The following is a 26,464-nucleotide window of genomic DNA, read 5'->3' on the forward strand; positions in this document are numbered from 1 at the left end:
TCGCACGCACCGGCAACGACGCCACGCCCACATGGCCACGCGAGGAGGCAGCATCATGGAGACGACGACACTCGACCACTACTGGGCCAAGGCCGACACCACCGCCGAGCACGACCCGCCCTGGCACCCCTTCGCCCATCACGCGCTCGACGTCTGTGCGGTCGCCGCCGAGCTGTGGGCGGCCTCACCCCGCACCCGGGCCGCCTTCGCCACAATCTTCCCCGCAGAGCCCGACCCGGCGCGCCGCCGCGCCTGGGTGCTCTACTTCATCGCCCTGCACGATCTCGGCAAGCTCCACGCCTGCTTCCAGTGCAAGGCCCCCGACGTCCTCCCCCTGAGCTGGCCGACGCTCACCGCGCGCCCGGCCAGCGGCTGCGGCAGGTTCGACCACGGACTCGTCGGCTATGCGCTCGGGCGCAAACTCGCCCCGACCGTACCGGGCCGCCGCCCCCGTGGCTGCCCTCACTGGTGCGGCTGGTTCGGCGCCGTCACCGGCCATCACGGCGAGGTCTTCTACGACGAACACCCCAGACTCAACGACACCAAGACCCTCCTCGCCGGCTACGCCGACCCCGACATCGAGGCCCAGGATCACGCGGCCCGCCGTGACTGGCTGGCACAAGCGGCCAGCCTCTTTCTCGAACCACAGGGCATCGCCGCGGACGACTCGCCGCCGCCCTGTGATGACAGCGCCCGCGCCCTGCTCGCCGGCTTCTGCAGCCTGTGCGACTGGATCGGCTCGGACAGCGCCCACTTCCCCTATCGCGCACCGAGCGAGCCCGCCGCGGACTATTGGCAATGCCGCCGCCAGTACATCCGCGACACCGGACTCCTGCACCGGCTCGGCCTGCTCGGCGAGTCGCAGCCCTATCCGGGGCTCGCCGCCCTGCTGCGCGACGGCGAGCGCCCGCGCGGCGTACAGACCCTGATCGACGCATCACACGCGTCGCGCCCCGGCCTGACGCTGATCGAAGCCCCGACCGGCAGCGGCAAGACCGAGGCGGCCCTGGCGCTAGCCTGGCAGCTCCTTGCCGCGGGCGAGGCCGAGACCATCGTCTTCGCCCTGCCCACCCAGGCCACCGCCAACGCCATGCTCGGGCGCTGCGTGGACTTCGCCCGTCACGCCTTCGATGACGCCAACCTGGTGCTCGCCCATGGCCACAGAGACCTCAACGCCCGGTTCCGCGCACTCGTCGAGCGCGGCACGCACAGCGCCGCCGACACCCAGCCTCCGGCCAGCGTACAGTGCGCACACTGGCTCGCCAGCAGCCGCAAGCGGGTCTTCCTCGGTCAGCTCGGGGTCTGCACCATCGACCAGGTGCTACTCTCTGTGCTACCGGTGCGGCACAACTTCATCCGCGCCTTCGGTCTGCACCGCGCGGTGCTGATCGTCGACGAGATCCACGCCTACGACGCCTACATGCAGGGGCTGCTCGACGAGGTGCTGCGCCGCCAGCGCGCCACCGGCGGCAGCGCCATCCTGCTCTCGGCAACACTGCCGAGCCGAATCCGCGAGCGCCTGCTCGACACCTGGCGCGACACGCCCGCGACGGCCACGACGACGCCCGCCGTCTATCCCGCGCTGTGGCGCGACGACCGAACGACCCCGCAGAGCCTGCCGACGACCGAGCAGCCCCCTGTCCGCACCGTCGCCCTCGAACTCTGGCGCGACCCCGGGCTGCGCCCCGACGCGACGGGGATCGAGGCGCTGATCGAGGCCGCGCGCCGGGGCGCTCGGGTCGGGGTGGTGATGAATCTGGTCGACGATGCCCAGTGGCTCGCGCAGCAACTGCGCGATCGGGACGCGGTGCCGGTCGATCTGTTCCACGCCCGGTTGCGTCGGCGCGATCGCCAGGACATCGAGCAGCGGGTGCTCGAGCGCTATGGTCGCGACGCCGCCGAGGACGGCGGGCGCATCCTCGTCGCCACCCAGGTGATCGAGCAGAGCCTCGACCTCGACCTCGATTGGCTGATCACCCAACTCTGCCCGGTCGACCTGCTGTTCCAGCGCATCGGTCGCCTGCATCGACACCAGCGCGCCAGACCGACAGGTTTCGAGACCCCTCGATGCAGCGTGCTCGCGCCACCCGAGGGCACCGAAGACTATGGGCTGCATCAACTGATCTACGGCGATGCCCGGCTGCTGTGGCGCACCGAGCGACTGATCCGCGAACAGCACGAGGCACGCTTTCCCGCGGCCTATCGCGACTGGATCGAGACGGTCTATGACGACCGCCCCCAGGACGACGAACCGGACGCCATCTATGCCTGCCACTGTGGCTGGCGCGACGCGCAGCGTGCCGCGAACGACAAGGCGATCCAGCTGACACGGCTCAACCAGACCCAATTCCGCGACAACGACGAGCCGGCCCGCGCCCTCACCCGCGACGGCGAACTGGGTGTCGACGTGCTGTTGCTCGATGGCGCCGGACACACGCTCGAAGGCGAGTCCCTGCCCGCCGCCACCGATCCGGCGTGGGAGGAAGCGCGACTGCTGAACACCTGCCCGGCGCCGAGCAGTTGGAAGAAAACGACGCTGGCCGACTGCCCGTGCGACGAGCACGGCCTGGTCCCGCTCCACATGGAGACGATCGGCCCTGGCCGCTGGCGCTGCCCACGGAGCGGGCTGATCTACGACACCCGGCTCGGGCTCTCGCGCCAGCCCCTGGACTGAAGCCCAACGCGAAGAACGGGCGCGGGGAGCGCCCGTTACCCCGCCATCCCCGCTGATGCGGGGAACCCATCCGCGCACTTCGCGGCTCACACAGTGAAACGCGGATCATCCCTCACAGACGAGGGAACCGGCCCACCATAAACGCTTCGTCGACGACACGACAAACGCAGCGAGCGAGACAGATCCCAAAGTCTCCGTCTTGAGCCTGTATAAAACAGTTAAACGCTTCGTTGACCTTTTAGCACGGGGGGATTACCGTCGCGTCAGAAGCGAGATCAAGGACGATGGCCCGAGCGCGCCAGGAGATGGCGGCGTCGACACCCAGCGTCCGCGATCGCCCCGGACACTGTCACGGAGAGTTGACGCATGGACCTGCTCCAATCCCCCTGGATCCCGGTACGCGACCACCACGGCACCGGTGACTTCCGTCTCCTCACCTACCGCGAACTCCTCTGCGAGCCGGGCGCGTGGCGGCTGAGCCTGCCGCGCGACGACCTGGAGCTGGCCGCGCTGCAACTGCTGGTGTGCCTGACCCAGGCACTGTTCACGCCCGAGGACGACGAGGCCCTGTTCGACCTGCTCGACCAACCGCTCGACCCCGCCGCATTCGAGCACGCCATTGCCGAGGTCCTCGACTGGTTTCAGCTCGACCACCCGACCCAGCCCTTCATGCAGACCCGTGGGGTCAGCGCCAAGGAGGTCACGCCGATCCAGAAGCTGTTGATCGGGCTGCCCGAGGGCAACAACCACGCCTTCTTCAACGCCCCCGGCGAGGTTCGGGCGCTCAGCGCACCGATCGCGGCCATCGCCCTGTTCCACCAGGCCTCCAACTGTCCCAGCTTCGGCGGTGGCTTCCAGGGCAGCCTGCGCGGCGGGGCGCCGATCACCGTGCTGGTCGATGCCGCCGATCTGCGTCTCCAGGTCTGGTCCAACGTGCTCACCCGGCCGCGGCTGCAGCGGCTGCTGCCCAGCTGGCAACCGGACCACGCCCGCGATCGCCCGACCTGGGTCGAGCCGATTGCCGCGCAGTCGACCATCCAGTGGAACCTGATCGGGGTGGTGCGCGGGCTGCTCTGGCAACCGGCGCACGTTGAGCTGGTCGCGACCGAACCCGGTCCCTGCGACCTGCTCGGCATCGACGCCGGGCCGCGTTATCTCGGCTTCCGCAAGGAGAAGTTCAAGTTCACCGTCGACGGGCTGTGGCCGCACCCGCACGGCGCCGTCGAGACCCGCGCGAAGGCGGGCAAGCTGGAGCAGCGGTTCACCTCCTTCACCACCACCGCGCCGGCCTGGACCCGACTGGGCGAGCTGGCGATCGCGCGGCAATCGGCCAAGGGCGAGGGCGCGCGCCCGCCGCTCACCGTCACCCAGTTCGGCGCGCTGGAGGAGGAGGCACCCTTGCGTCTGCTCGTCGGCGGCTATCGCAACAAGCAGGCGTCGGTGCTGGAGCGGCGACACGAGCTCATCACCCTGGGCGTCGGATGGAACGCGGTCGACACCCGGCTGCACCAGTTGGTCGAGCTCGGGCTGCGGGCGAAGGGCGCACTACAGAACGCGCTCCGCTTCGCCGCGCAGGGCAAGCAGAAGAAGGGCAGCCACCACAAGGAGCTGCCCGGACTCGGCAACCCCGCCCTGCCCTCGATCGCCGAGCAGCGCTTCTACAGCCGCACCGAGCCAATGATCCTCGACACCCTCGCCGACCCGACCACCTTCACCGACTGGCGCAACGCCCGGCTGCGCTACATCGATCGGCTGGCGCGGGACTGCCGCCCCCTGTTCGCGCAACTCACCGATCCCTATGCCCACAACCCGGCGCTGATCCCGATCATCGCCTGGTCCAGACGCATCCTCGAACGCGACCTCAAGCACCTTCGGGAGGAATGATGGCCAAGGACACCCAATCGCAAGACGACGACCAAATGCAGGACTTCCGCGACCTCCACGCGCGCCACGCCGCCCTGCCCAACGGACTGCAGGCCGAACTGCGCCGGGTCGATCACCCCGACACCCTGCGTGACTGCGCCGGGCTCTACCGGCTGTTCCCGGGCGCGCGGCCCACGGCTCAACAACTGCGACAGGCCTTCCTGCTGCCCTGGTGCAGGGAGGTCGAGAGCGAGCAACCACTCGCCCGACGCTGCGCCGAGCACATCCACGAGCGGCGCATCATCCAGATGGCCCGCGACACCGCGCCACAGGACCTGATCGCCTTCCGCCGGCTGCTGATCCACCTGCACAGTCACGCTCCGGTCGGCTGGCTGGAGGTCGCCAGACTCGCCCAGTTCTGGGGCGACCGGTGTAAGCGCCGCTTCGTCGAAGACTTCTATCTCAACCTCTATTCGCTCGATCAAGGAGATGCCGCATGAGCCGCCCGAACTTCGTCAACCTCCACGTCCTCATCTCGCACAGCCCATCGTGTCTCAACCGCGACGACATGGGGCAGCAGAAGACGGCCATCTTCGGCGGCAAGACCCGGGTGCGCATCTCCAGCCAGTCGCTCAAGCGCGCCTTCCGCTTCAGCGACACCTACCGCCAGGCGTTCAGCCGCTCGACCCGCACCCGCCGTCTGCTCGACCAGTTGGTCGCCGACCTCGACCCGGATTCTGGCATCGACGCCGCGGCCTTCGAGCAGTGCGCCCTCTATGTCGCCGCGATCTTCGAGGGCAAGACCAAGGAGGCCGAGATCCAGAGGTACGCGCGCGCCAAGAGCGGTCACATCGAGACCCAGATCATCCCCTTCTCCAGCCACGAGATCGAGGCCATCGGCGGCCTGCTGCGCGAGGCCGCCGCGCTGGCGACGGAGAAGGCACGCATCACCCATCTCAAGCAGGCGGTCAAGGAGCTCGAGCAGCGCCTGCGCCACCAGCTCGACCTCGATGTCGCACTCTCCGGGCGGATGGCCAACTCCGAGCTGATCCACGGTGTCGACGGCGCCCTGGCCGTCGCCCACGCCCTCACCACCCACACCGTCGAGCCGCAGGACATCGACTGGTTCACCGCCGTCGACGACCTCACCCAGGACGCCGGCGAGAGCGGCGCCGGGCACCTCAACGTGCAACAGTTCTCGGCGGGCGTCTTCTACCGCTACGCCAGCCTCAACCTGCGCCAACTGCAGTACAACCTCGGCCTGCTCGACACCATCGACGCCCCCGAGACCGCCGCGGGCCGCGCCCGCGCGCTCGCCATCGCCGCCCATGTGCTGCAACTGATGACCACCGTGGTGCCGGAGGCCAAGCAGCAGTCCTTCGCCGCCCACAACATCGCCGACTGCGCCCTGGTCAGCCTCGCCGACCAACCGATCTCGCTGGCCAACGCCTTCGAGACCCCCGTCGCCAAGGATCGCGAGGGCGGCTATCTGCGCCCGTCGATAGAGACCATGCTCGACTACTGGCGGCGACTCAACCGCGCCTATGGACTCAATGAGACGGCGCGCGTCTTCAGCCTCGACGCCGCCACCGGCGAGACCCCGCCGCACCTCGACACCCTGCCCGCGCTCCAGACCTGGCTGCGCGAGGACGGCCACAGCTGAGGACACCGCAGATGGCCAGATATCTCATCCTGCGTCTCGACGGCCCGATGCAGTCCTGGGGCACCCACACCTTCGAGGACTACCGCCCGAGCAACGCCTTCCCCACCCGCAGCGCCCTGGTCGGGCTGCTCGGCGCCTGTCTCGGGATCGCGCGTGGTGACGCCGAGCGCATCAGCGCGCTCGCGGCGAGCATCGAGATCAGCGTGCGCGCCGACCGCAAGGCCCAACGCCCCGAGGAGAGCGAGTCGAGCCCCAAGTCGGCAATCCGCGAGCGCGACTACCACACCGTGCTCGATGCCCGGAAGGTCGACGGCTCGACCAACCGCCATCCCATCCAGTCGCACCGCGAGTACCTGTTCGACGCCAGCTTCACCGTCGCCATCGGCGCTCGACCCGATGCCGCGTTCGACCTCGATCGCATCGCCGCCGCGCTGCGCCGACCGCTGTTCACCCCGGTGCTCGGCAGACGTTCTTGCCCGCTCGCCCACCCGCTCGTTACCGACGGTGTGATCGAGGCCGAGGACGCGCTCGCCGCGCTCGAGGGATCTCCACCCACGGGTGGCCCGGTCTACACCGAGCAGCCGCTGGCGCACGGGCGCACCATCCCGATACGCGACGTCCCTCACGATCCGCGCCGGCGTCAGTTCGCCAATCGGGTGGTCTATCTGCACCGACAGGAGGGAGAGGCATGATCCTCAGTCGAGCCGAGATCCCGCCGCGCGCGGCCCCCGATCGCTACGCCATCCACCGCGCACTGTGGCGGCTCTTCCCCGAGCAACCGCACGAACCCCGGAGCGACCCCGAGCAACCCCGGCAGGGCTTTCTGTTCCGGATCGAGCAGCAACAGCCGGGGCAGCCGACCCGGGTGCTGGTGCAGTCGCGCCAACCACCCCAGCCCCACGCGGATCTGCGTCTGATCGCCAGTCGCGCGTTCGACCCCCGACCGAGCGTCGGCCAGCGACTCGCCTTCGTGCTCACCGCCAACCCGGTCAAGACCATCCGCGATGCCCACCATGCCGACAAACCGGGCAAGCGGCGCGACACCTGCCGCGTCCCGCTCACCCGCGAGACCGACCAGCAACAGTGGCTGATCCGCAAGCTCGCCGGTGCCGCCGAGATCGAGCACGCCGTCGTCCAACCACACCCGCCGAGCCATTTCAGACGCAAGCAGCGCGGCGGCAAGATCGCCACCGTCGGCTACGAAGGCATTCTCAGGGTGACCGATCCGGCGGCGCTGGTCGGACTGCTGGAGAACGGCGTCGGCCCGGCCAAGGGGCTCGGCTGCGGACTGCTGCTGGTCCGGCGCGCGCCCAGCGGCATCGACTGAGCGCACCGGCAGACCCAGGGAACAGGCCAACACGCGCACGGAGCACCACATGCTGCCACCACTCGAACCCATCCCGATGAAAGAGCGCATCTCGCTGATCTTCATCGAATACGGCGAGATCGACGTGCTCGACGGCGCCTTCGTCGTCATCGACACCAAGGGCGTGCGGACCCACATCCCGGTCGGCAGCATCGCCTGCATCATGCTCGAACCCGGCACCCGCGTCTCGCACCGGGCAGCGGCGCTCGCCGCCCGGGTCGGGACACTGCTGGTATGGGTCGGCGAGGCCGGGGTCCGACTCTACGCCTCCGGCCAGCCGGGCGGCGCCCGCGCCGATCGCCTGCTCCACCAGGCCCGGCTCGCGCTCGATGACCAGGCGCGATTGCGCGTCGTGCGACGCATGTATGCGCTGCGCTTCGGTGAGGAACCGCCGCAGCGGCGCAGCGTCGACCAGTTGCGCGGGATCGAGGGTATCCGGGTCAAGAAGATCTATGCCGAGCAGGCCAAGAGTTACGGCGTGCGCTGGAAGGGGCGCCGCTACGACCCCAAGGACTGGGACACCAGCGACCTACCCAACACCTGTCTCTCCTCGGCCACCGCCTGTCTCTACGGCATCACCGAGGCCGCGGTGCTGGCCGCCGGCTATGCCCCGGCGGTCGGCTTCATCCATACCGGCAAACCGCTGTCGTTCGTCTACGATATCGCCGACATCGTCAAGTTCGAGACCGTCGTGCCGGTCGCGTTCCGGATCGCCGCCAAGGCCCCGCAAAACCCCGAGCGCGAGGTCAGGCTGGCCTGCCGCGACGTCTTCCGCCAGACCAAGCTACTCGGCAAGCTGATCCCGATGATCGAGGACGTCCTGGCCGCCGGCGAACTCGCGCCACCACCACCGGCGCCGGAAAACATCCCTCCAGCCATCCCCACCCCGGAAGGACTCGGTGATGCTGGTCATCGTCACTGAGAACATCCCACCCCGGCTGCGCGGACGGCTGGCGGTGTGGCTACTGGAGATCCGCGCCGGCGTCTATATCGGCACCCCCTCCAAGCGACTGCGCGAGTTCATCTGGGAGCAGCTCCTCGCCGGCGTCGAAGACGGCAACGCGGTCATGGCCTGGAGCACCAACACCGAGTCCGGCTACGACTTCCGCACCATCGGCGAGAACCGGCGCATCCCCGTCGATTTCGACGGACTCAGACTCGTCAGCTTCCTCCCCCCACCCCCATCGGACCCTTCACGATGATCGAAAAACCAACCCCTTCGATAGACCCCGAAAATCTGGTAGATTTAGAGGCGCGTATTTTTCTTCGCTGAATCATGCAAATACGCGAAGAGTGTTCCCCGCGCATGCGGGGATGAACCGCCACTATGTTCATCGCCGGCCAGGAATACAAGGTGTTCCCCGCGCATGCGGGGATGAACCGTCTTTAGGGCTTCAGCTCGTCGACAAGATCGGGTGTTCCCCGCGCATGCGGGGATGAACCAGCAGCAGCGTCGTGCCGCGTTGCTGGTCCCAGGTGTTCCCCGCGCATGCGGGGATGAACCGCACGGTCGGCGAAGAGGGCCAGGGGTCGCGTCAGTGTTCCCCGCGCATGCGGGGATGAACCGCCCTTCGCCGGCCCCTGCCAGGTCACCGTGGTGTGTTCCCCGCGCATGCGGGGATGAACCGCGCCTGCCCGACGGCGACACCATCAGCGGCGCGTGTTCCCCGCGCATGCGGGGATGAACCGCGTCTGTGCAGCAAGGCATCGCTTGAGACGCGGTGTTCCCCGCGCATGCGGGGATGAACCGTCCCGGCGGGTCATCGTCGATGGCGCCGCGCCGTGTTCCCCGCGCATGCGGGGATGAACCGCCGTCGAACGCGGTGTTGGGGCGCCCCGGGTTGTGTTCCCCGCGCATGCGGGGATGAACCGGCCAACTGTGCTTCGTCAAGTCTGCACTGCCCGTGTTCCCCGCGCATGCGGGGATGAACCGTCTCCGGCTCGATCACGCACCACTGAAACAGGGTGTTCCCCGCGCATGCGGGGATGAACCGATCATGACGCCGGCCACACAGATGCACGAAGCGTGTTCCCCGCGCATGCGGGGATGAACCGTTTGTGTGCCTGGCCCATACGCGCGCACGGTCGTGTTCCCCGCGCATGCGGGGATGAACCGGCTATGCGCGCGCCCGTGCTGGTCCGCGTGAGGTGTTCCCCGCGCATGCGGGGATGAACCGGTCGAGGCATTCATCCTTGGTGATCTGGTAGAGTGTTCCCCGCGCATGCGGGGATGAACCGGCCTTGTTCGGCGCACTCCTGCTCGAGCGTGGGTGTTCCCCGCGCATGCGGGGATGAACCGGTAATCCATCGCTTCTGCTCTGGCGCGTAGTCGTGTTCCCCGCGCATGCGGGGATGAACCGTGCGTCCTGGCGGTCTGGTCTGCCTGATCGTCGTGTTCCCCGCGCATGCGGGGATGAACCGCAGGCCGTCGCCAACGGTCGACCAAGCGCCGGGTGTTCCCCGCGCATGCGGGGATGAACCGCAGTGCTTGAGCGGCGTCAACGTCCATGTCTGGTGTTCCCCGCGCATGCGGGGATGAACCGTCGAAAAGGTTGCCGAGCGCCTGGCGCGGTTGGTGTTCCCCGCGCATGCGGGGATGAACCGGCGCTATCTGGTGGTGTAACGCTTAAAACGCAGTGTTCCCCGCGCATGCGGGGATGAACCGTCCGTTGGCTCCGGTTTCCAGATGCGTCTACGGTGTTCCCCGCGCATGCGGGGATGAACCGGACTTTTCGGATTGGCCTTGCGCTGGTCGAAGAGTGTTCCCCGCGCATGCGGGGATGAACCGGCTTTGCGCGGCTTGGTGTAGAGCTTGCGTGCGTGTTCCCCGCGCATGCGGGGATGAACCGTAATACGGAAGTGATGCGAATGTAATGCGATGGTGTTCCCCGCGCATGCGGGGATGAACCGCTCGCGGGCGCGTGTCCATAGCCACGCATATCGTGTTCCCCGCGCATGCGGGGATGAACCGGCGCGCTCGCGAACTGCTTTGGGATACGCGCGGTGTTCCCCGCGCATGCGGGGATGAACCGGCCATGTCGAACTCGAGGGGGGTGTCGACGTCGTGTTCCCCGCGCATGCGGGGATGAACCGGCAGTTCTCCGCGCCGCGCCTTCGCCTTCGCGGTGTTCCCCGCGCATGCGGGGATGAACCGGCCTGGGCCGCAGAGCGCGAAGAGCAGATCAGGTGTTCCCCGCGCATGCGGGGATGAACCGGCCGGGACGCGGACGTGGCGCGGCTGCGAGAGGTGTTCCCCGCGCATGCGGGGATGAACCGGCGCGGACGGATCGGACAATCTCGACGACGGCGTGTTCCCCGCGCATGCGGGGATGAACCGGTCGAGCGCTTCACCGGGCTTCGCGTCGGCAGGTGTTCCCCGCGCATGCGGGGATGAACCGCAGCGAAAGGCGATCGAATAGGGTAGACATAGGTGTTCCCCGCGCATGCGGGGATGAACCGTCGTACAAGCGATTCTTGGCGAACTACGATGAGTGTTCCCCGCGCATGCGGGGATGAACCGACATCCTTTGGCCCGATTTCAGCATGAAGGCTGTGTTCCCCGCGCATGCGGGGATGAACCGTCTCGCCCGAGCATGCGGCCTGTTTCCGCGTGGTGTTCCCCGCGCATGCGGGGATGAACCGGAGCACCACCAATGACCAACACCACATTCCGAGTGTTCCCCGCGCATGCGGGGATGAACCGTTGTCGATCAGCCGGGATCTTCTCGATCAGCCGTGTTCCCCGCGCATGCGGGGATGAACCGCGCGCACACGCACACGCGCCGCTCGCGCACGCGTGTTCCCCGCGCATGCGGGGATGAACCGATGCCGTGCCGCCCTGCAATCTCGCGCAGGCTGTGTTCCCCGCGCATGCGGGGATGAACCGTTCGGTGCGGTCGGGGTGTTGCGTGTGCCGGTGTGTTCCCCGCGCATGCGGGGATGAACCGATTGCGGCTGATCTGCTGATAGCCGAGCACCGGTGTTCCCCGCGCATGCGGGGATGAACCGAAAAAATGGCTGAGGCGTGGCCCGGTCGTGTGGTGTTCCCCGCGCATGCGGGGATGAACCGCTCGGCCAGGCGGCGGCGCGTCTTGGCCTCGTGTGTTCCCCGCGCATGCGGGGATGAACCGTTCGGTGCGGTCGGGGTGTTGCGTGTGCCGGTGTGTTCCCCGCGCATGCGGGGATGAACCGATTGCGGCTGATCTGCTGATAGCCGAGCACCGGTGTTCCCCGCGCATGCGGGGATGAACCGCCTCGCTGACCCGGCGAGGCACAACCCACAAGGTGTTCCCCGCGCATGCGGGGATGAACCGTAATGGGCTTTCAGACTACCGTCATTGACGATGTGTTCCCCGCGCATGCGGGGATGAACCGCAGGCTGGCAGACCTGGAGCGAGAGACACACAGTGTTCCCCGCGCATGCGGGGATGAACCGCGATGCTTTGTTGCACAGGCGTTTGCGACTCATGTGTTCCCCGCGCATGCGGGGATGAACCGCCATAAACCACCAGGGGTGCACCCCGCACCCCGTGTTCCCCGCGCATGCGGGGATGAACCGCTCGAGGTTATCGAGGCCGATCGGCTCGAGACGTGTTCCCCGCGCATGCGGGGATGAACCGGCATTCAACAAGCCGGGCGGGATGTCGTCGTCGTGTTCCCCGCGCATGCGGGGATGAACCGGCGTATAACGGCTATCCATACCTAGGATTTCAGTGTTCCCCGCGCATGCGGGGATGAACCGCAGGCCGGGCGGGATGTCGTCGTCCTCGCCGGGTGTTCCCCGCGCATGCGGGGATGAACCGTTCGCCGACGCACTCTATAGAGGGCCGCACAGGTGTTCCCCGCGCATGCGGGGATGAACCGGTCAAGCGGCGCTCTGGCCGCCCTTGCCCTCAGTGTTCCCCGCGCATGCGGGGATGAACCGGTGTTAGGCTTCCCTACATGAAAACGACCTGGGTGTTCCCCGCGCATGCGGGGATGAACCGCCGCAACTAATGCGCAACCGAGGGAGACCACCGTGTTCCCCGCGCATGCGGGGATGAACCGGGCGTCGATTTCCATTCGCCAGGAAGACTTGCGTGTTCCCCGCGCATGCGGGGATGAACCGATCGACAGCTACCAGGGCGACGAATACGTGTCGTGTTCCCCGCGCATGCGGGGATGAACCGCCCTGGCATGGCTTCGAGCGCACTTCGACGCAGTGTTCCCCGCGCATGCGGGGATGAACCGTAACGACACGCTATTCCGTCCCTGGATCTCGAGTGTTCCCCGCGCATGCGGGGATGAACCGTGCGATGTCTACGGTCACGCACTTAATCCGCTGTGTTCCCCGCGCATGCGGGGATGAACCGAATAAACACACCGCAACCGTGATCGCGGCCAAGTGTTCCCCGCGCATGCGGGGATGAACCGATGGCGGTGATGCGGCCGGTGACGTCGACGAAGTGTTCCCCGCGCATGCGGGAATGAACCGAACATCCTCCCCTACTTGACCCAGCTCACCACATCACCGCACCACCCGCCAGCGCCGCCACCACCGGTCGCCCCACTCGAACAGGGCGAGGCCGGCGAGGATGGTGAGGCTGCCGAGCCAGATCCTCGGGGTCAGCAGCTCGTCGTTGACGAGGTGGCCGAGGAGCAGGGCGAGCACCGGGGTGATGAGCGGGATCAGCGCTACCCGGCTCGCCTGCATGTGGTGCAGCACGAAGTAGTAGAGGATGAAGCCCAGGGTCGAGCCGAACACCGCCAGGTAGAGGATCGACCAGAGCGCACGCGGCGGTAGCGTCGCCGGCGGCGCGAAGCCCTCGGTCAGCCCCCAGCTCAGCAGGAACAGCGGCACCGCGATCAGCAGCGCGCCGGTGGTGGTCTCGACCGGGTGCAGGCGCGTGCCGATACGCTTGATCCAGACCGCGCTGGCCGAGTGGATCATCACCGCCACCAGCACACCGCCTATCCCCACCAAGGCCTGACCGCCGAGCGCCAGCCCCTGGGCGAAGATCAGCCACAGCCCGCCGATGCCGACCGTGATACCGAGCAGACGCGCCGGGGTGAGCGCGCGCTCGCCGAGCCAGGCGGCGGCCATCAGCGCGGTGATCGCCGGCGCCAGCCCGAACAGCACCGAGATCAGCCCCGAGGCGATGAACTGTGCCGCCCAGTAGATACAGCTCATCGAGCCCCAGATGCCGAGCCCGGCGGCGACATAGGTCAGCAGCGCCGCCCGATTCCAGCGCATGCGTCGGCTCATCACCGCCACCAGCACCAGACAGAGGAAGACACCGAGGACCATGCGCGCGGTGACGCCGAACTGGGCGCCCGCCTCGCTGCTCCACTTGATCGCCAGTGGCGTGGTCGACCAGATCAGGACCACACCGAGAAACGCCGCTGGAACCGACACCTGAGACCTCCATTGCACGGAGACGGGAACGAAAAAGGCCGCGGGGGTGCCGCGGCCTGGGATGAGGGATCGAAGGAACGCAGGGACGATCGTCTTCGGTTCACCCGGGCACGCGGCGACGCGCCAGCCAGCGCATGAGGCGGGCGACGTAGCGGGGGCGATGAGCGAGGACGAGGACCTGTGACATGACTCGAGTCTCGCCGATTCGGCGAGCGCACACAAGCACGATCGGCGCGCGGCCCGCTCAGTCGCGGAAATCGCGCGCGGCCAGCCCCAGCCGACGCATCCGCGAGCGCAGGGTGTTGGGGTTGAGCGCGAGCAGGCGCGCGGCGCCGTGCGGGCCCTCGATCCGGCCCCGGGTGTGGCGCAGCGCGGCGGCGATGTGCGCGCGCACCGCCTGATCGAGCGGCGCGATGGCATCCGCCTCGGCGGTGGACACGACCTCGACGCGCGGGCGCGGCACCCCCGGCCCACCGGCACCGAGCGCCTGGGCGATGGCCAGCCCGCGCCCTTCGCCCAAGATGGCGGCGCGCTCGATCACCGCGCCGAGTTCGCGCACGTTGCCCGGCCAGGGGTAGTCGAGCAGCAGCGCCAACTCATCGGCGCTCGGCTGCTGCGGCGCCAGCCCGAGGCGCAGCGCCGACTTGCGCGCAAGATGCGCGGCCAGCGCGGGGATGTCGTCGCGGCGCTCGCGCAGCGCCGGCAGGCGTAGCGGGAAGACGTTGATGCGATACCACAGGTCCTCGCGAAAGCGCCCGTCGGCGACCATCGCGTGGAGATCGCGATGGGTGGCGGCGATCAGCCGCACGTCGGCGCGCAGCGGTTGCTGACCGCCGACGCGCTCGAAGCTGCCGTCCTGGAGGATGCGCAGCAGCCGCACCTGGACGGCGAGCGGCAGCTCGCCGATCTCGTCGAGCAGCAGGGTGCCGCCGTCGGCGCGCTCGAACCAGCCCTGACGCCGACTGGTGGCGCCGGTGAAGCTGCCGCGCTCGTGACCGAACAGCTCGGAGTCGGCCAGCTCCGGCGGGATGGCGCCGCAGTTGACGCGCACGAAGGGCGCCTCGGCGCGGCGCGAGCGGGCGTGGATGGCGCGCGCGATCACCTCCTTGCCCGAGCCGGTCTCGCCGAGCAGCAGCACCGGGGTGTCGGTGGGGGCGACCTGCTCGACGCCCTGCATCACCCCGCGCAGTCCGCCCTCGGCGCCGATCAGGGTGTCGCCGAGTCCCTGTCGACCGAGCCGGGTGAGCAGCGAGTGACGATCGGCCTCGGCACTCTCGCGCAGCCGCGCCAGCTCGCGCAGATGGTGGTCGTTGCGCAACGCCACCGCGCAGGGGTGGGCGATGGCGCGCAGCAGCCGCTCGGCCCCGGCGTCGATCGCGCCACCGAGCAGCAACACGCCCAGCGCCTCGTCGTCGAGCGCGAGCCCGAGCGCCCCGCCCCGCCCCGCCAGCCCCGTCGGCAGCAGCCCGGGGAGGTCGTCGGCGAGCGCGGCGAGCGACGCGACCCGTGCCTCGCCGCGCAGACACCAGCGCCGCAGCCGCGCGCGCTGATCGATGCTCGGCGTGCGCGCGCGCGTCAGCGCCGGTGGCGGCGCGCCGCCCCACCCCAGCGGTTGCAACCGCCCCTGCGCAGGGTCGAGTTCGAGCAGCAGCAGCCAATCGTGGGCGAGGTGCCCGGCGAGCAGCGCCGAGAGCGCGGGCGCGCCCTCGCAGAGCGCCGGGCGACAACAGAGCGCGCGCCACAGGGCGAGCAACATCGGGTCCTGATCGTCCATATCCGTTTTATTTCATGGCTAAGCCGTTCAATGAAACGGATTATCCGTGATATGAAACGGCATGAACAGCGGTCTGTCCTTAGCCGGATCTCTCCCGTGTTCCGTACAGTGTTTTCCGTTCAATGACTTGGGCGATCCCGGCACATCCTGGCCCGGTTCTTGTTCTAGGGGGAGCCAGTCTTCCACCAAACGAACCCAAGGAGTCCCGATCCATGAATGCCGCCGTCGCCACCGTCGCGACCCTCTCCGAGGTCTACCGCACCCATCGTCGTCGTCTGCTGCTGTGGGCGGTCCTGGTCTCGAGCGTGGTACTCGCGCTGCTGGCGCGCGACCCGCTGGCCGAGCAGGGGCTGTTCGACCCCGAGTGGATCAGCCTCGGCAGCGCGGCGCTGCTGGCGGTGTTCGCCGCCGCGCTGCTCTGCGAGTATCTCGATTCCAGTCTCGGCATGGGCTATGGCACCACCCTCACCCCGCTGCTGTTGCTCGCCGGCTTCGCGCCCTTGCAGATCGTCCCCGCGGTACTGCTCTCGGAGCTGTTCACCGGGCTCGCCGCCGGGCTGCTGCACCACCGCGACGGCAACATCGACCTGCGCCGCGACCATCAGGCGCGGCGCACCTTCTGGCTGCTGGCGACGCTGAGCGCGGTGGGGGCGATCAGCGCGGTGCTGTTGGCCGTCCGGCTCTCGACCCAGTGGTTTTCGGTGGCGATCGCGGTGATCGTGCTCGGCATGGGGCTGGTCACCCTGATCACCGCGCGCCGCCGACTGCGCTATCGCCCGGCGGGGATCCTCGCCATCGGCTCGATCGCGGCCTTCAACAAGGGGCTGAGCGGGGGCGGCTACGGGCCGCTGGTGACCTCGGGCCAGGTGGTCTCGGGGGTGGCGCCGCGTCAGGCGGTGGCGATCACCTCGATGGCCGAGGCGCTCACCTGCCTGATCGGGCTCACCGCCTATCTGCTGCTCGGCGGTGCTATCGACTGGTCGCTGGCGCTGCCGCTGAGCGCCGGCGCGCTGCTCTCGGTGCCGCTGGCCACGGTCACGGTGCGTCGCCTGCCCGAGGCGCTGATCCGGGGCGCGGTGGGCGTGCTGACGCTGACCCTCGGCGCGCTGCTCGCGTTCAAGCTGCTGCTCTGAGACGGCGCCGAGATGGTAGGCTGGACCCTTTTGCCGCGCCCCCGCGTCCGGCAAAAGGGTCCACACGCACACGGAGTCTCGATGTCCTTCAGTTTCGACCCCATCGGTTTCATCCGCTCGCCCTATACCGACAAGTTCGGCATCCCCCGTCAGCCGCGGCTGGTCGAGGCCGCCCACGCCCGGCTCGAACTCTGCCCCGAGTACGCCCGCGAGGAGGCGTTCAAGGCCCTGGAGGGCTTCTCCCACGTCTGGGTGGTGTTCGTCTTCCACGACGACTGTCTCGATGCCGGATGGCGCCCGACGGTGCGCCCGCCCCGGCTCGGCGGGCGCTCGACGGTGGGGGTGTTCGCCAGCCGCGCGCCCTATCGGCCCAACCCGATCGGGATCTCGGCGGTGGCGCACGAGGGGTTGGAGCGCGACGGCAACGGGCTGGCGCTGAGGCTGCGCGGGATCGATCTGCTCGACGGCACCCCGGTGCTCGACATCAAGCCCTATGTCCCCTACGCCGACGCGCTGCACGATGCGCGCAGCGGCTTTGCCCAGGAGCGGGTGGTGTGTCTGCGCCCGATCCGCTTCGAGGCCGCCGCGCTCGAGGGCATCGCCCAGGCCGACCCCGATGGCCGCCTGGGGCTGCGCGCGTTGATCGAGCAGGTGCTGACCCAGGACCCGCGTCCCGGTTACATGGACCGTTATCCGGAGCGGCGCCGCTTCGGGCTGCAGCTCTACGATCGCAATATCCGCTGGGAGTTCGACGAGCAGTACATCCGCGTACTGTCGGTGGAGCTGGCCTGCTGAGGGCGGCTCAGGGGGCGATGTCGAGGACCTGCTCGGCCCAGTCGGCGAGCGCTTCGAGCACCTTGGCGCGGGCGGGGTCGAGGCCCTCGGCGTCGAGTTCGGCAAGCCGCTGCTCGAAGTCGTCGATGGTGAGGCTCGCGCCCCCATCGGGCTCGGTGAGGCGCGCCAGACGATAGCCGTCCCAGCGCTCGCGCTCCTCCGGCGAGAGGGTCTCGGGCCAGTTGCGCGCGCGATAGCGGAAGAGCATCTCCGGCAGGCGCGGGTCCTCGAACGCCGGGGCGAGCCCGGCGAGCTGCGCCGGCGGCAGGCGACGCAGCTCGTCGAGCAGGCGGCGGTCGCGATCGCCGAGGAAACCGCCGCCGTAGAGCATCAGGTCGGGATCGGTCTCGGCCGCGGGCGGGGTGTCGAACAGCGCCCGCGCCCGCTTGGCCAGCTCGGCGGCGTGCTCGGCGGCGAAGCGGGCGTGCTGTTCGACCGCGGCGGGGTCGATCTGCCAGCGCGCGGCGGCCTCCCCCCCCAGGGTCTTGAGCGGGGCGAGCACCGGGGCGCGGTTGAGGTGCACGGTCTTGAGCGGCGGGCGCTGCACATCGGCGCCGCGCGCCGCGGCCGGGGTGAACAGGCGCGCGCGCAGCTCATCGATCGGGGGGTCGAGCAGCAGCGCCGGGTGGTGGCGCAGGTCGAAGCAGAGCACCCCGTTGGGGTTGCCCGGATGGGGGGCGAGCGCGGCGATCGGGGCGATGCAGCCGAGTGCGGCCGGGTAGCGCGCCGAGGCGTGGAGCAGCGGCTGTCCGCGATCGATCAGCGCGCGCGCCTGACGCTTGTCGCGCAGGGTCAGGGCGTAGTCGAACAGCCGCGGCTGGGCGCGCTTGAGCAACCGCGCCAGGGCGATGGTGGCGCGCACGTCGGCCAGCGCGTCGTGCGCCTGACCGTGCTCGATGCCGTTGGCCGCGCTCAGCGCCTCGAGCCGGAACGAGGTGGAGCCGTCCTCGTGTCGCGGCCAGGCGATGCCCTCGGGGCGCAGCGCGTGGGCCAGACGCAGGGTGTCGATCAGGTCCCAGCGCGAGTTGCCGTTGCGCCACTCGCGGGCATAGGGATCGAACAGGTTGCGATAGAGCAGATGACGGGTGACCTCGTCATCGAAGCGCAGGCTGTTGTAACCGACCCCGCAGGTACCGGGGGTGGCCAGTTCGGCATGGATGGCGGCGGCGAACTCGGCCTCGCACACCCCTTCGCGCGCGGCCAGCTGCGGCGTGATGCCGGTGATCAGACAGGCGTCGGGATGGGGCAGCAGGTCGGTGGCCGGGCGGCAGTAGAGCACCAGCGGATCGCCGATCTCTTCGAGCTCGACGTTGGTGCGCACACCGGCGAACTGACAGGCACGATCACGCCGGGGGTCGGCACCCCAGGTCTCGTAATCGTGCCAGAGGAAGGTCCGGGACAAGGCGTCCAGAACGCGCAGCCGCCCGGGCGGGCGGCCGCCACGAACCTCAGACCTTTTCCTTGATGCGGGCGGCCTTGCCGGAACGCTCGCGCAGGTAGTAGAGCTTGGCGCGACGCACGTCGCCCTTGCGCTTGACCTCGATCCCGGCGATGGTCGGGCTGTAGGTCTGGAAGACGCGCTCGACGCCCTCGCCGTGGGAGATCTTGCGCACGGTGAAGGCGGAGTTCAGACCGCGGTTGCGGATGGCGATCACCACGCCCTCGAACGCCTGCAGGCGCTCACGGCTGCCTTCCTTCACGCGCACCTGGACGACGACGGTGTCGCCCGGGGCGAAATCCGGCACTTCACGGGTGATCTGCTCGTTCTCGAGCTGTTGAATGATGTTGCTCATGGTTTCCTTAGGCTCCTGTTCTTACCCGGCGCCATCGGCATGATGGGCCCGGACGAAGTCATCGAGCAGCGCCTGTTCGTCCGCACTCAGGCCTCGCCGCTCCAGCATTTCCGGTCGGCGCAACCAGGTCCGCCCTAGCGCCTGGCGCAACCGCCAACGTTCGATCGCGCGGTGATCGCCGCCGACCAGCACCGCAGGGACCTCCTCTCCGTCGATCCGCTCCGGTCGTGTGTAATGGGGGCAGTCCAGTAGCCCGTCCATGTGTGAATCCTGACGCGCCGAATCGGCGTGCCCGAGCGCGCCCGGCAGCAGCCGGATCACCGCGTCCATCACCACCATGGCCGGCAGCTCGCCGCCACTGAGGACATAGTCGCCGATCGACCATTCCTCGTCGACGTGCCCCTCGATCAGCCGCTCGTCGACACCCTCATAGCGCCCGGCGAGCAGGATCCACCCCGGTTGCGTGGCGATCTCGACCATCGCGGTCTGATCGAGCACCCGCCCCTGGGGCGAGAGATAGGCGACCCGGCTCGCCGGCGCCGCCGCGCGTGCGGCGGCGATGGCCGCGCGCAGCGGCTCGACCTTCATCACCATCCCCGGCCCGCCCCCGTAGGGACGATCGTCGACGGTGCGGTGGACATCGTGGGTGAAATCGCGCGGATTCCACAGCTGCAACGCAGCCAGCCCACGGGTCAGCGCCCGCCCGGTGACGCCCTGCTCGGCGAAGGTGCCGAACATCTCGGGAAACAGGGTGATGACGTCGAAACGCATGGCGTATGGACCCTCTGTTCGGCCTCGGGGCCGCTCAGAAGTCGGGGTCCCAGTCGACCTCGACGCGGCCTGCGGCGAAGTCCACCTGCTTGACGACATCCTCCCACACGAAGGGGATCAGTCGTTCGCGCTCGCCCTTCACCACCAGCACGTCGTTGGCGCCGGTGGCGAACAGATGGCTGACACGACCGAGTGATTGCCCCTCGGTGGTGTGGACCTCGAGCTGTTCGAGGTCGCACCAGTAGAACTCGTCGGCACGCGGCGGCGGCAGTTGATCGCGGGTGATGGCGATCTCCTGACCGACCAGCGCGGCGGCCTGATCACGGTCGTCGCAGCCCTCGAGCCGGGCGACCAGACCCTTGCCGTGACGCTTGCCCTCGGCGAGCTTGCAGGGCCGCGCCTCGGGACCGAGCAGCCACTGGCTATAGTGGAGAATGCCCTCGCGCGGGTCGGTCTCGGAGAACACCCGCACCCAGCCGCGCACGCCATAGACGCCGGCGATGCGCCCGAGCACGATGCGCCGCGTCGACGGCGACCGATCAGTCATCGCGCTCGTCATCCCGTGCGGTCTCAGGCCGCGACGGCCTCGGCGTCCTTGGCAGCCTGCTTGAGCAGCTGCGCGGCGCGGTCGGTCGGCTGGGCGCCCTGGCCGAGCCAGTAATCGGCGCGCTCGCGGTTGATGCGGAGCTCGACCTCACCGCCCTTGGCGGTCGGGTTGTAGAAACCGAGGCGCTCGATGTAGCGACCGTCGCGCTTGGCGCGCACGTCGGCGACAACGACCTGATAGAAGGGGTTCTTCTTCGAACCACCACGGGACAAACGAATCGTGACCATGTGCTGTCCTGGCTCAGACTGAACTGTTAGCGATGCGGGACACCCCGCGGGTAAACGCGTAAATATACAGAATCTTGCGAGAAATGGAAGAGCGGAGTTCGATCGCAATCGCCCCGCCCGCCCCCGTTCAACCGCGCTCGACGCCGGTTCGGGCGCTGGCGGCACTGAGCGTGGCGCGCAGATCCGCCTCCAGACGCGTCAGCTCGGCGTTGGCCTCGGCGCGCGCGCGCTTGCCGGCATCGGCGATCTGCAGGCTCTCCTCGATGGTCTCGATCAGGCTGCGGTTGGCCTGCTTGACCGCCTCGATGTCGAACACCCCGCGCTCGATCTGGCGTCGCGCCTCGGCGTTGGCCGACTTGAGATTGGCGGCGTTGGCCCGGAGCAGCTCGTTGGTGAGGTCGGTGGCCGCCTTCAGGGTATCGGCCGCCTCGGCCGAGCGGAAGATGGTCACCGCCTGGGCGAGCTGCTGGCGCCACAGCGGCACGGTGTTGACCAGGGTGGAGTTGATCTTGTTGATCAGCCCCTTGTCGTTTTCCTGCACCAGCCGGATGCTCGGCAGCCCCTGCATCGCCACCTGACGGGTGAGCCTGAGGTCGTGGACGCGCCGCTCCAGATCATCGCGCGCGCCGCGCAGGTCGCGCAGCCGTTGCGCCTCGACCATGTCGGCGCCGGCCTCGACCTGGGCGACGAGCGCCGGGATCGCCCGCTCGTCGAGTTCGACGAGCTTGCGCTCGCCGGCAAGGATATAGGACTCGAGCGCGCGGAAGTAGTCGAGATTGGCGGCATAGAGCCGATCGAGCGCGGTGACGTCGGTGAGCAACTGGGTCTTGTGGCCCTCGAGCGCACGCGAGATGTCCTCGATCTGGTCGCGCACCGCCTCGTACTCCTCGAGGAAGCGGGCGATCGGCCGGGTCTTGCCGATGAGCTTGGAGAACCAGCCCTGACGGCGATTGGGGTCGAGCCCCTCGACGTCGAAGCCCTTGAGGGTGGTGACCATCTCGCTGAGCGCGGCGCCGGCCGGGCCGGTGTCCTTGGCGCGCACGCCCTCGAGCATCCGGTCCGAGACCTCGGTGAGACGCTGCTGGGCCTTGGCGCCGAAGAACATCACCGAGTGCGCGTCGCGGAGGTCGAGCTCGCCGAGCAAGCGCTCGACCTCGGCCTCGTCGACACCGGCGTGCTCGGGCAGCCCGAGCTCGGTCATCGACTCGGCCAGGGCGTCGGTGCGACCGGTGGTGGTCTGGGGATACTGGGATTGACTCACTGCGGTTGATCTCCGGGGAAAACGGGTGAGGACGGCGCGCGCCGGGCGACTAGCTCAGGCCCTCGCGTTCGAGCTGCTGCTTGAGCACCTCGATGCGCACGTCGAGGTCCATCAGGTCGCTGTCGAGCAGGCGCTGGTGCTGCTCGTCGAAGACCTCCTCGACGGTGACCAGCACGCCGCGGAAGTTCTCCTCCAGCGCCAGCACGTCGGCCTGACGGTGGGTGCGGGCATAGCCGTCGGTGACCTGACGCACGCCGTCGAGATAGACGTTGAGGAACTTGCGCGCGCGGAACAGATCGGTCGGACGCTCGGCGATCTGCTCGAGGATACGCCGACCCTTGAGCGCGATGCGCCCGAGCCGCGCCTTGAGTTCGGGGTTGGCGATGCGCGCGGCGGCGGTCTCGACCTCAATGAGCTTCTGCTCGGCCTCGGCGAGCGCCGCGGCGACCTTGCGCGCACGGGCATCGCTGAGGTCGAAGGGCTGCTCGGGCGCCTCCGGCAACAGCCCGTAGCTGAGATGGAAGCCGAGCAGCGCGACCGCGGCGAAGGCGAGCGCAAGCCCCGCCCCCTGCCCCAGCGAGACCAGCACGCACCAGCCGGTGGCAAGCGCCACCAGCAGCCCGCCGAGGGTCTGCAGCCGCAGCCGCGGCAGCCGCGCGAAGCGCCGGCGGCGATCGCGCAGGTGGGCCTCGCGGATGCCGCGCCGGGTGAGATAGGCCGCGGCCATGAACAGCGCGAAGCCGCTGGCGTCGGCGAGGAAGGACTCCAGCCGTCCGGCGCCGAGCGCGATCAGCGCGCCGAACAGCAGCGGCAGCGGCAGCACGAACAGCAACAGCCCGCGCAGCCGTGGCGCGCGCGGCGTCTCGCGCGCCACCACGCCCTCGCGCAGCAGCTCGCCGAGCCGTCCGGCCCCGCTGCTCACCATGAGAACAAGGCCTGACAGGAGACCAGGCCGACGCTGAAGAAGAGCAGCACCACCCCGAGCACCCTGGCGCCGAGCGCCGGACGAGCGGGGGTGGAGCGGTTGGAATCGGGATCGTTCATGGCGATGGGGTCTGAATGAGTCGGGTGACGCGAGGCGCCAGCGTCGGCCGCGCTGGCCGCCGCGCGCAGGTGCGCGTGATTTCATCTTCTGTGGTTTAAAGCCGTTTTTTCAATAGGGATATTCATTGCCGACGCCACGCGGGCGTCGGCGCTCAACCAGTGTTACGCATCCCGGCGGCGATGGCGTTGATCGAACGCAGCAGCGGGTCGAGCCACTGCTCGCGCTGCTCCGCCTCGGGCTCGCCGCGATAGCGCTCGAGCAGCACCACCTGGATGTGGTTGAGCGGGTCGAGATAGCGGTTGCGCCGCAGCAGCGAGCGGCGCAGCGCCGGCTGGTCGGCGAGCAGTCGATCGGTCTCGGTGACCGCCAGCACCTCGCTCAGGGTCAGCCGGTACTCGGCCTCGATGTGCGCGAGGAGGGCCGCGGCGCGCGACGGGTCGTCGGCCAGGCGCAGGTACTCGCGGGCGATCGCCATCTCGGCCTTGAACAGCGACATCTGGGTGTTCGACAACAGCACCCTGAAGAAGGGCCACTCGCGATACATCCGTCGCAACCGCGCCAAGCGTTCGGGATCGTCGCCGCGATAGCGCGCCAGCGCGGTGCCGATGCCGAACCACCCCGGCAGGGTCAGCCGCGCCTGTCCCCAACCGAACACCCAGGGGATGGCGCGGATCGAGCCGAGCGAACGATCGCCGCGGCTGCGGTGCGCCGGGCGCGAGCCGATGTTGAGCAACGCGATGCCGTCGACCGGGGTGCAGGCATAGAAGTAATCGAGCAGCCCCTCGGCGCCGACCAGGGCGCGATAGGCCGCCTCGCCGTGCGCGGCCAGCTCGGCCATGACCTCCAGGTCCTCGGCGCGCTCGGGCGCGGCGGGCTCGATCAGACAACGGCTGGCCTTGATCAGACCGCTGATCCCCATGGTGAGTTCATAACGCGCGGTCTCGGGGTTGGCGTAGCGATAGGAGAGCACCTCGCCCTGCTCGGTGAACTTGATCTGGCCGTGCACGGTATCGGCCGGCTGGGCGAGGATCGCCTCGTGGGTCGGGCCGCCGCCGCGCCCCACGGTGCCGCCGCGACCGTGGAACAGACGGCAGGCCACGCCGTGCTCGTCGGCGAGCGCGATCACCTTGCGCTGGGCCTCGTAGAGCCGCCAGCCCGAGGCGAGGATGCCGCCGTCCTTGCAGGAGTCGGAATAGCCGAGCATCACCTCCTGCTGATCGCCCGAGGCGCGCAACAGCGCGCGATAGGTGGGGTCGGTGAACAGCCGCCCCATCACCGCATCGATCCGCGCCAGGTCGTCGATGGTCTCGAACAGCGGCGCGATCTGCAGGGTGCAGAACCAGCCCTGACGATCGTGCCCGGCGAGCCCCGCCAGGCGCGCCAGCAGCATCACCTCGAGCACGTGACTGGCCTCGTGGGTCATCGAGATCACGTACTGGCCGATTGCCTGCTCGCCGACCTCGGCGCGCGCCCGGGCGATGGTCTCGAAGGTCTCCAGGGTCTCGCGGGTGGCCGCGCCGAGGGTCGCCTTGTCGATGACGAAGGGCTGGGGATGGGCGATCGCCTCGGCCAGGGCGAGCAGGCGCTGCGACTCGTCGAAGGCGAGATAGTAGGGCGCGCCGGGCTGGCGGGCGAACAGCTCGGCCACCGCCTCGGTATGGCGGCTCGACTCCTGGCGCAGATCGAGCTGCACCAGATGGAAGCCGAAGGTCTCGACCAGACGGATCAGGTCGTGGAGCGGCCCGGCGGCGGCGCTGGCATCGCCGTGATGGACCAGCGAGTCGCGGATCAGCTGAAGATCGACGAGAAAGGCGCGGGCATCGCAATACCCGGCCGCCGGCAGCGTCTCGGCCTCGGCGAGACGGGCGCGCACCCGCGCCAGGTTGGCCTCGAGCCGGTGGGCGATCATCGCCAGCTTGCGCCGGTAGGGCTCGTTGAGGAAGCGGCGCAGGCTCTGCCCCATGGTCTCGACCCAGTAGTCCTCGTCGGCGTCGAGGCTGTCGAGGAAGGCCGGCGCGGGCTCGCACAACGCGCTGGAGTGGCTGAGCATGCGCTGCAACCGCCCCACCCGTTCGAGATAGTGCTCGAGCACCAGCTCGGCGTGCATCCGCACCGCCAGCTCGGTGGTCTCGGGGCGCACGAAGGGGTTGCCGTCGCGATCGCCGCCGATCCACGAGCCGAAGCGCATCAGGCTCGGCACCGCCGCGGCGGTCTCGGCGCCGTGGACCCGGCGCACCGCCTTCTCGAGGATGCGATAGACCTCGGGCACGGCGCCAAACAGCGACTCGCGGAAGAAATAGAGCCCCTGGCGCACCTCGTCGGTGACCTGCGGCTTGTGCACCCGCACCTCGTCGGTCTTCCACAGGATCTGGATCTGGGCGCGGATCTCGGCGAGCTTGTCCTCGCGCTCCTCGTCGTTGAGCCGATGCCGGTGCAGGTCCTGACCGGCGAGGAAGATGCGGCGGAAGATCTCGGCGATGGTGCGCCGCCGCGCCTCGGTGGGATGCGCGGTGAACACCGGCAGATAGACCAGGTGCTCGAGCAGGCTCTGGAAGGGCGCGGGCGCCACCCCGTCGGCGGCGAGCCGACGCACGGTGTCGTCGAAGGAGCCGCGCCACAGCCGCTCGCCGGAGGAGACGCGCGCCATGCGCCGGAGATGGGCGTTGAGCTCCTCGGCGGTGTTGACCAGACCGAAATAGATCGCAAAGGCGCGGATCACCTCGGCCAGGGTCTGCGGGTCGAGCCCCTCGATACGCGCCCGCAGACGCGCGCGCAGCGTCTCGTCCTCGCCCTCGCGCAGCTGCATGAAGCCCTCGCGCAGGCGCTCGACCACCACCAGCACGCGCTTGCGACTGTGCTCGCGCAGCACGTCGCCGAGCAGCCGGGTGAACAGCTCGATGTCGTGCTCGAGCACGGGATCGTCCACGGTCTCGTTCATCAGCTTGGCTCCGGGGGATGGTGCGGCACTGCCGCCGGGGGCACGGGCGCGGGCGTCCAGGCCGCGCGGCCACCGTCAGCATCGACCGCGACGGCGGGAAACGCAAGCTCGGGGCCGCGCC

The 26,464-nt window shown here is 69.2% G+C and carries 21 protein-coding genes and 1 CRISPR repeat array; of the genes, 10 read left to right on the top strand and 11 right to left on the bottom strand.

From position 1 onward, the window contains the following. Nucleotides 1-55 precede the first annotated feature (55 nt). The 8 genes from cas3 (at nucleotide 56) to cas2e (ending at nucleotide 8,768) form a co-directional block, all read left to right on the top strand. The gene (gene cas3, locus EDC29_RS08310) at nucleotides 56-2,674 is read left to right on the top strand and encodes a CRISPR-associated helicase/endonuclease Cas3 (RefSeq protein WP_165913466.1); all 2,619 of its coding nucleotides are present in this window, start codon (nucleotides 56-58) and stop codon (nucleotides 2,672-2,674) included. 366 nt (nucleotides 2,675-3,040) lie between these two features. Further along, nucleotides 3,041-4,558: a type I-E CRISPR-associated protein Cse1/CasA gene (gene casA, locus EDC29_RS08315; protein WP_132229387.1), complete on the top strand. Its 1,518-nt coding sequence runs from the start codon at nucleotides 3,041-3,043 to the stop codon at nucleotides 4,556-4,558. Between the two features lie 35 nt (nucleotides 4,559-4,593). Beyond that, nucleotides 4,594-5,037 (top strand): CRISPR-associated protein Cse2, encoded by a 444-nt coding sequence (locus EDC29_RS08320; RefSeq protein WP_132229389.1) that lies wholly within the window; start codon nucleotides 4,594-4,596, stop codon nucleotides 5,035-5,037. Further along, nucleotides 5,034-6,200: a type I-E CRISPR-associated protein Cas7/Cse4/CasC gene (gene cas7e, locus EDC29_RS08325; protein WP_132229391.1), complete on the top strand. Its 1,167-nt coding sequence runs from the start codon at nucleotides 5,034-5,036 to the stop codon at nucleotides 6,198-6,200. The genes EDC29_RS08320 and cas7e overlap by 4 nt, the downstream gene beginning before the upstream one ends. A gap of 11 nt (nucleotides 6,201-6,211) precedes the next feature. Then, a complete protein-coding gene (gene cas5e / locus EDC29_RS08330) occupies nucleotides 6,212-6,892 on the top strand; it encodes a type I-E CRISPR-associated protein Cas5/CasD (protein WP_123140989.1) in 681 nt (226 codons plus the stop codon). Continuing rightward, entirely contained in the window at nucleotides 6,889-7,527 is a 639-nt protein-coding gene (gene cas6e / locus EDC29_RS08335; protein WP_123140990.1) for a type I-E CRISPR-associated protein Cas6/Cse3/CasE, read from the top strand. The genes cas5e and cas6e overlap by 4 nt, the downstream gene beginning before the upstream one ends. Nucleotides 7,528-7,576: 49 nt before the next feature. Further along, nucleotides 7,577-8,488: a type I-E CRISPR-associated endonuclease Cas1e gene (gene cas1e, locus EDC29_RS08340; protein WP_123143114.1), complete on the top strand. Its 912-nt coding sequence runs from the start codon at nucleotides 7,577-7,579 to the stop codon at nucleotides 8,486-8,488. Continuing rightward, entirely contained in the window at nucleotides 8,469-8,768 is a 300-nt protein-coding gene (gene cas2e / locus EDC29_RS08345) for a type I-E CRISPR-associated endoribonuclease Cas2e (RefSeq protein ID WP_132229393.1), read from the top strand. The genes cas1e and cas2e overlap by 20 nt, the downstream gene beginning before the upstream one ends. Nucleotides 8,769-8,859: 91 nt before the next feature. Then, nucleotides 8,860-13,039: a CRISPR direct-repeat array (repeat unit 29 nt; unit sequence GTGTTCCCCGCGCATGCGGGGATGAACCG). 33 nt (nucleotides 13,040-13,072) lie between these two features. Here the strand turns inward: cas2e and EDC29_RS08350 are convergent. Both EDC29_RS08350 and EDC29_RS08355 read right to left on the bottom strand, forming a co-directional pair. Further along, entirely contained in the window at nucleotides 13,073-13,960 is an 888-nt protein-coding gene (locus EDC29_RS08350; RefSeq protein WP_132229395.1) for a DMT family transporter, read from the bottom strand. A 244-nt stretch (nucleotides 13,961-14,204) separates the two neighbouring features. Continuing rightward, nucleotides 14,205-15,734 carry a sigma-54 interaction domain-containing protein gene (locus EDC29_RS08355; protein WP_243695639.1) on the bottom strand — a complete coding sequence of 510 codons (1,530 nt, stop codon included), beginning with the start codon at nucleotides 15,732-15,734 and terminating at the stop codon, nucleotides 14,205-14,207. A gap of 212 nt (nucleotides 15,735-15,946) precedes the next feature. Here EDC29_RS08355 and EDC29_RS08360 point away from each other — a divergent pair, with 212 nt between their 5' ends. Continuing rightward, nucleotides 15,947-16,867 (top strand): sulfite exporter TauE/SafE family protein, encoded by a 921-nt coding sequence (locus EDC29_RS08360; RefSeq protein WP_132229397.1) that lies wholly within the window; start codon nucleotides 15,947-15,949, stop codon nucleotides 16,865-16,867. Nucleotides 16,868-16,948: 81 nt separating this feature from the next. Further along, nucleotides 16,949-17,662 (top strand): tRNA (N6-threonylcarbamoyladenosine(37)-N6)-methyltransferase TrmO, encoded by a 714-nt coding sequence (gene tsaA / locus EDC29_RS08365; protein WP_123140995.1) that lies wholly within the window; start codon nucleotides 16,949-16,951, stop codon nucleotides 17,660-17,662. Nucleotides 17,663-17,669: 7 nt separating this feature from the next. On the opposite strand, the gene sbcB is transcribed toward tsaA, so the two are convergent. The 9 genes from sbcB to ppc all read right to left on the bottom strand — a co-directional run bounded on the left by sbcB (nucleotide 17,670) and on the right by ppc (nucleotide 26,343). After that, nucleotides 17,670-19,103 carry an exodeoxyribonuclease I gene (gene sbcB / locus EDC29_RS08370; RefSeq protein ID WP_132229399.1) on the bottom strand — a complete coding sequence of 478 codons (1,434 nt, stop codon included), beginning with the start codon at nucleotides 19,101-19,103 and terminating at the stop codon, nucleotides 17,670-17,672. A 46-nt stretch (nucleotides 19,104-19,149) separates the two neighbouring features. Then, complete coding sequence (rplS, locus tag EDC29_RS08375) at nucleotides 19,150-19,494, bottom strand: 50S ribosomal protein L19 (protein ID WP_123140997.1); 345 nt, start codon at nucleotides 19,492-19,494, stop codon at nucleotides 19,150-19,152. A gap of 21 nt (nucleotides 19,495-19,515) precedes the next feature. After that, nucleotides 19,516-20,265 carry a tRNA (guanosine(37)-N1)-methyltransferase TrmD gene (gene trmD / locus EDC29_RS08380; protein WP_123140998.1) on the bottom strand — a complete coding sequence of 250 codons (750 nt, stop codon included), beginning with the start codon at nucleotides 20,263-20,265 and terminating at the stop codon, nucleotides 19,516-19,518. A 34-nt stretch (nucleotides 20,266-20,299) separates the two neighbouring features. Next, nucleotides 20,300-20,812: a ribosome maturation factor RimM gene (gene rimM / locus EDC29_RS08385; RefSeq protein ID WP_165913467.1), complete on the bottom strand. Its 513-nt coding sequence runs from the start codon at nucleotides 20,810-20,812 to the stop codon at nucleotides 20,300-20,302. A 23-nt stretch (nucleotides 20,813-20,835) separates the two neighbouring features. Beyond that, nucleotides 20,836-21,099 (bottom strand): 30S ribosomal protein S16, encoded by a 264-nt coding sequence (gene rpsP / locus EDC29_RS08390; RefSeq protein ID WP_123141000.1) that lies wholly within the window; start codon nucleotides 21,097-21,099, stop codon nucleotides 20,836-20,838. Nucleotides 21,100-21,226: 127 nt separating this feature from the next. After that, complete coding sequence (locus tag EDC29_RS08395) at nucleotides 21,227-22,360, bottom strand: toxic anion resistance protein (RefSeq protein WP_200189360.1); 1,134 nt, start codon at nucleotides 22,358-22,360, stop codon at nucleotides 21,227-21,229. Between the two features lie 49 nt (nucleotides 22,361-22,409). Then, on the bottom strand, nucleotides 22,410-23,285 hold the full coding sequence (locus tag EDC29_RS08400) for a 5-bromo-4-chloroindolyl phosphate hydrolysis family protein (RefSeq protein WP_132229401.1): 876 nt from the start codon (nucleotides 23,283-23,285) through the stop codon (nucleotides 22,410-22,412). Beyond that, nucleotides 23,279-23,404, bottom strand: coding sequence for a hypothetical protein (locus EDC29_RS17625; protein ID WP_255419394.1), 126 nt, complete (start codon nucleotides 23,402-23,404; stop codon nucleotides 23,279-23,281). The genes EDC29_RS08400 and EDC29_RS17625 overlap by 7 nt, the downstream gene beginning before the upstream one ends. A gap of 152 nt (nucleotides 23,405-23,556) precedes the next feature. Continuing rightward, on the bottom strand, nucleotides 23,557-26,343 hold the full coding sequence (gene ppc, locus EDC29_RS08405) for a phosphoenolpyruvate carboxylase (protein ID WP_132229403.1): 2,787 nt from the start codon (nucleotides 26,341-26,343) through the stop codon (nucleotides 23,557-23,559). Between the last annotated feature and the right edge of the window lie 121 nt (nucleotides 26,344-26,464).

The organism is Marichromatium gracile (assembly GCF_004343155.1).
Taxonomy (GTDB): domain Bacteria; phylum Pseudomonadota; class Gammaproteobacteria; order Chromatiales; family Chromatiaceae; genus Marichromatium; species Marichromatium gracile.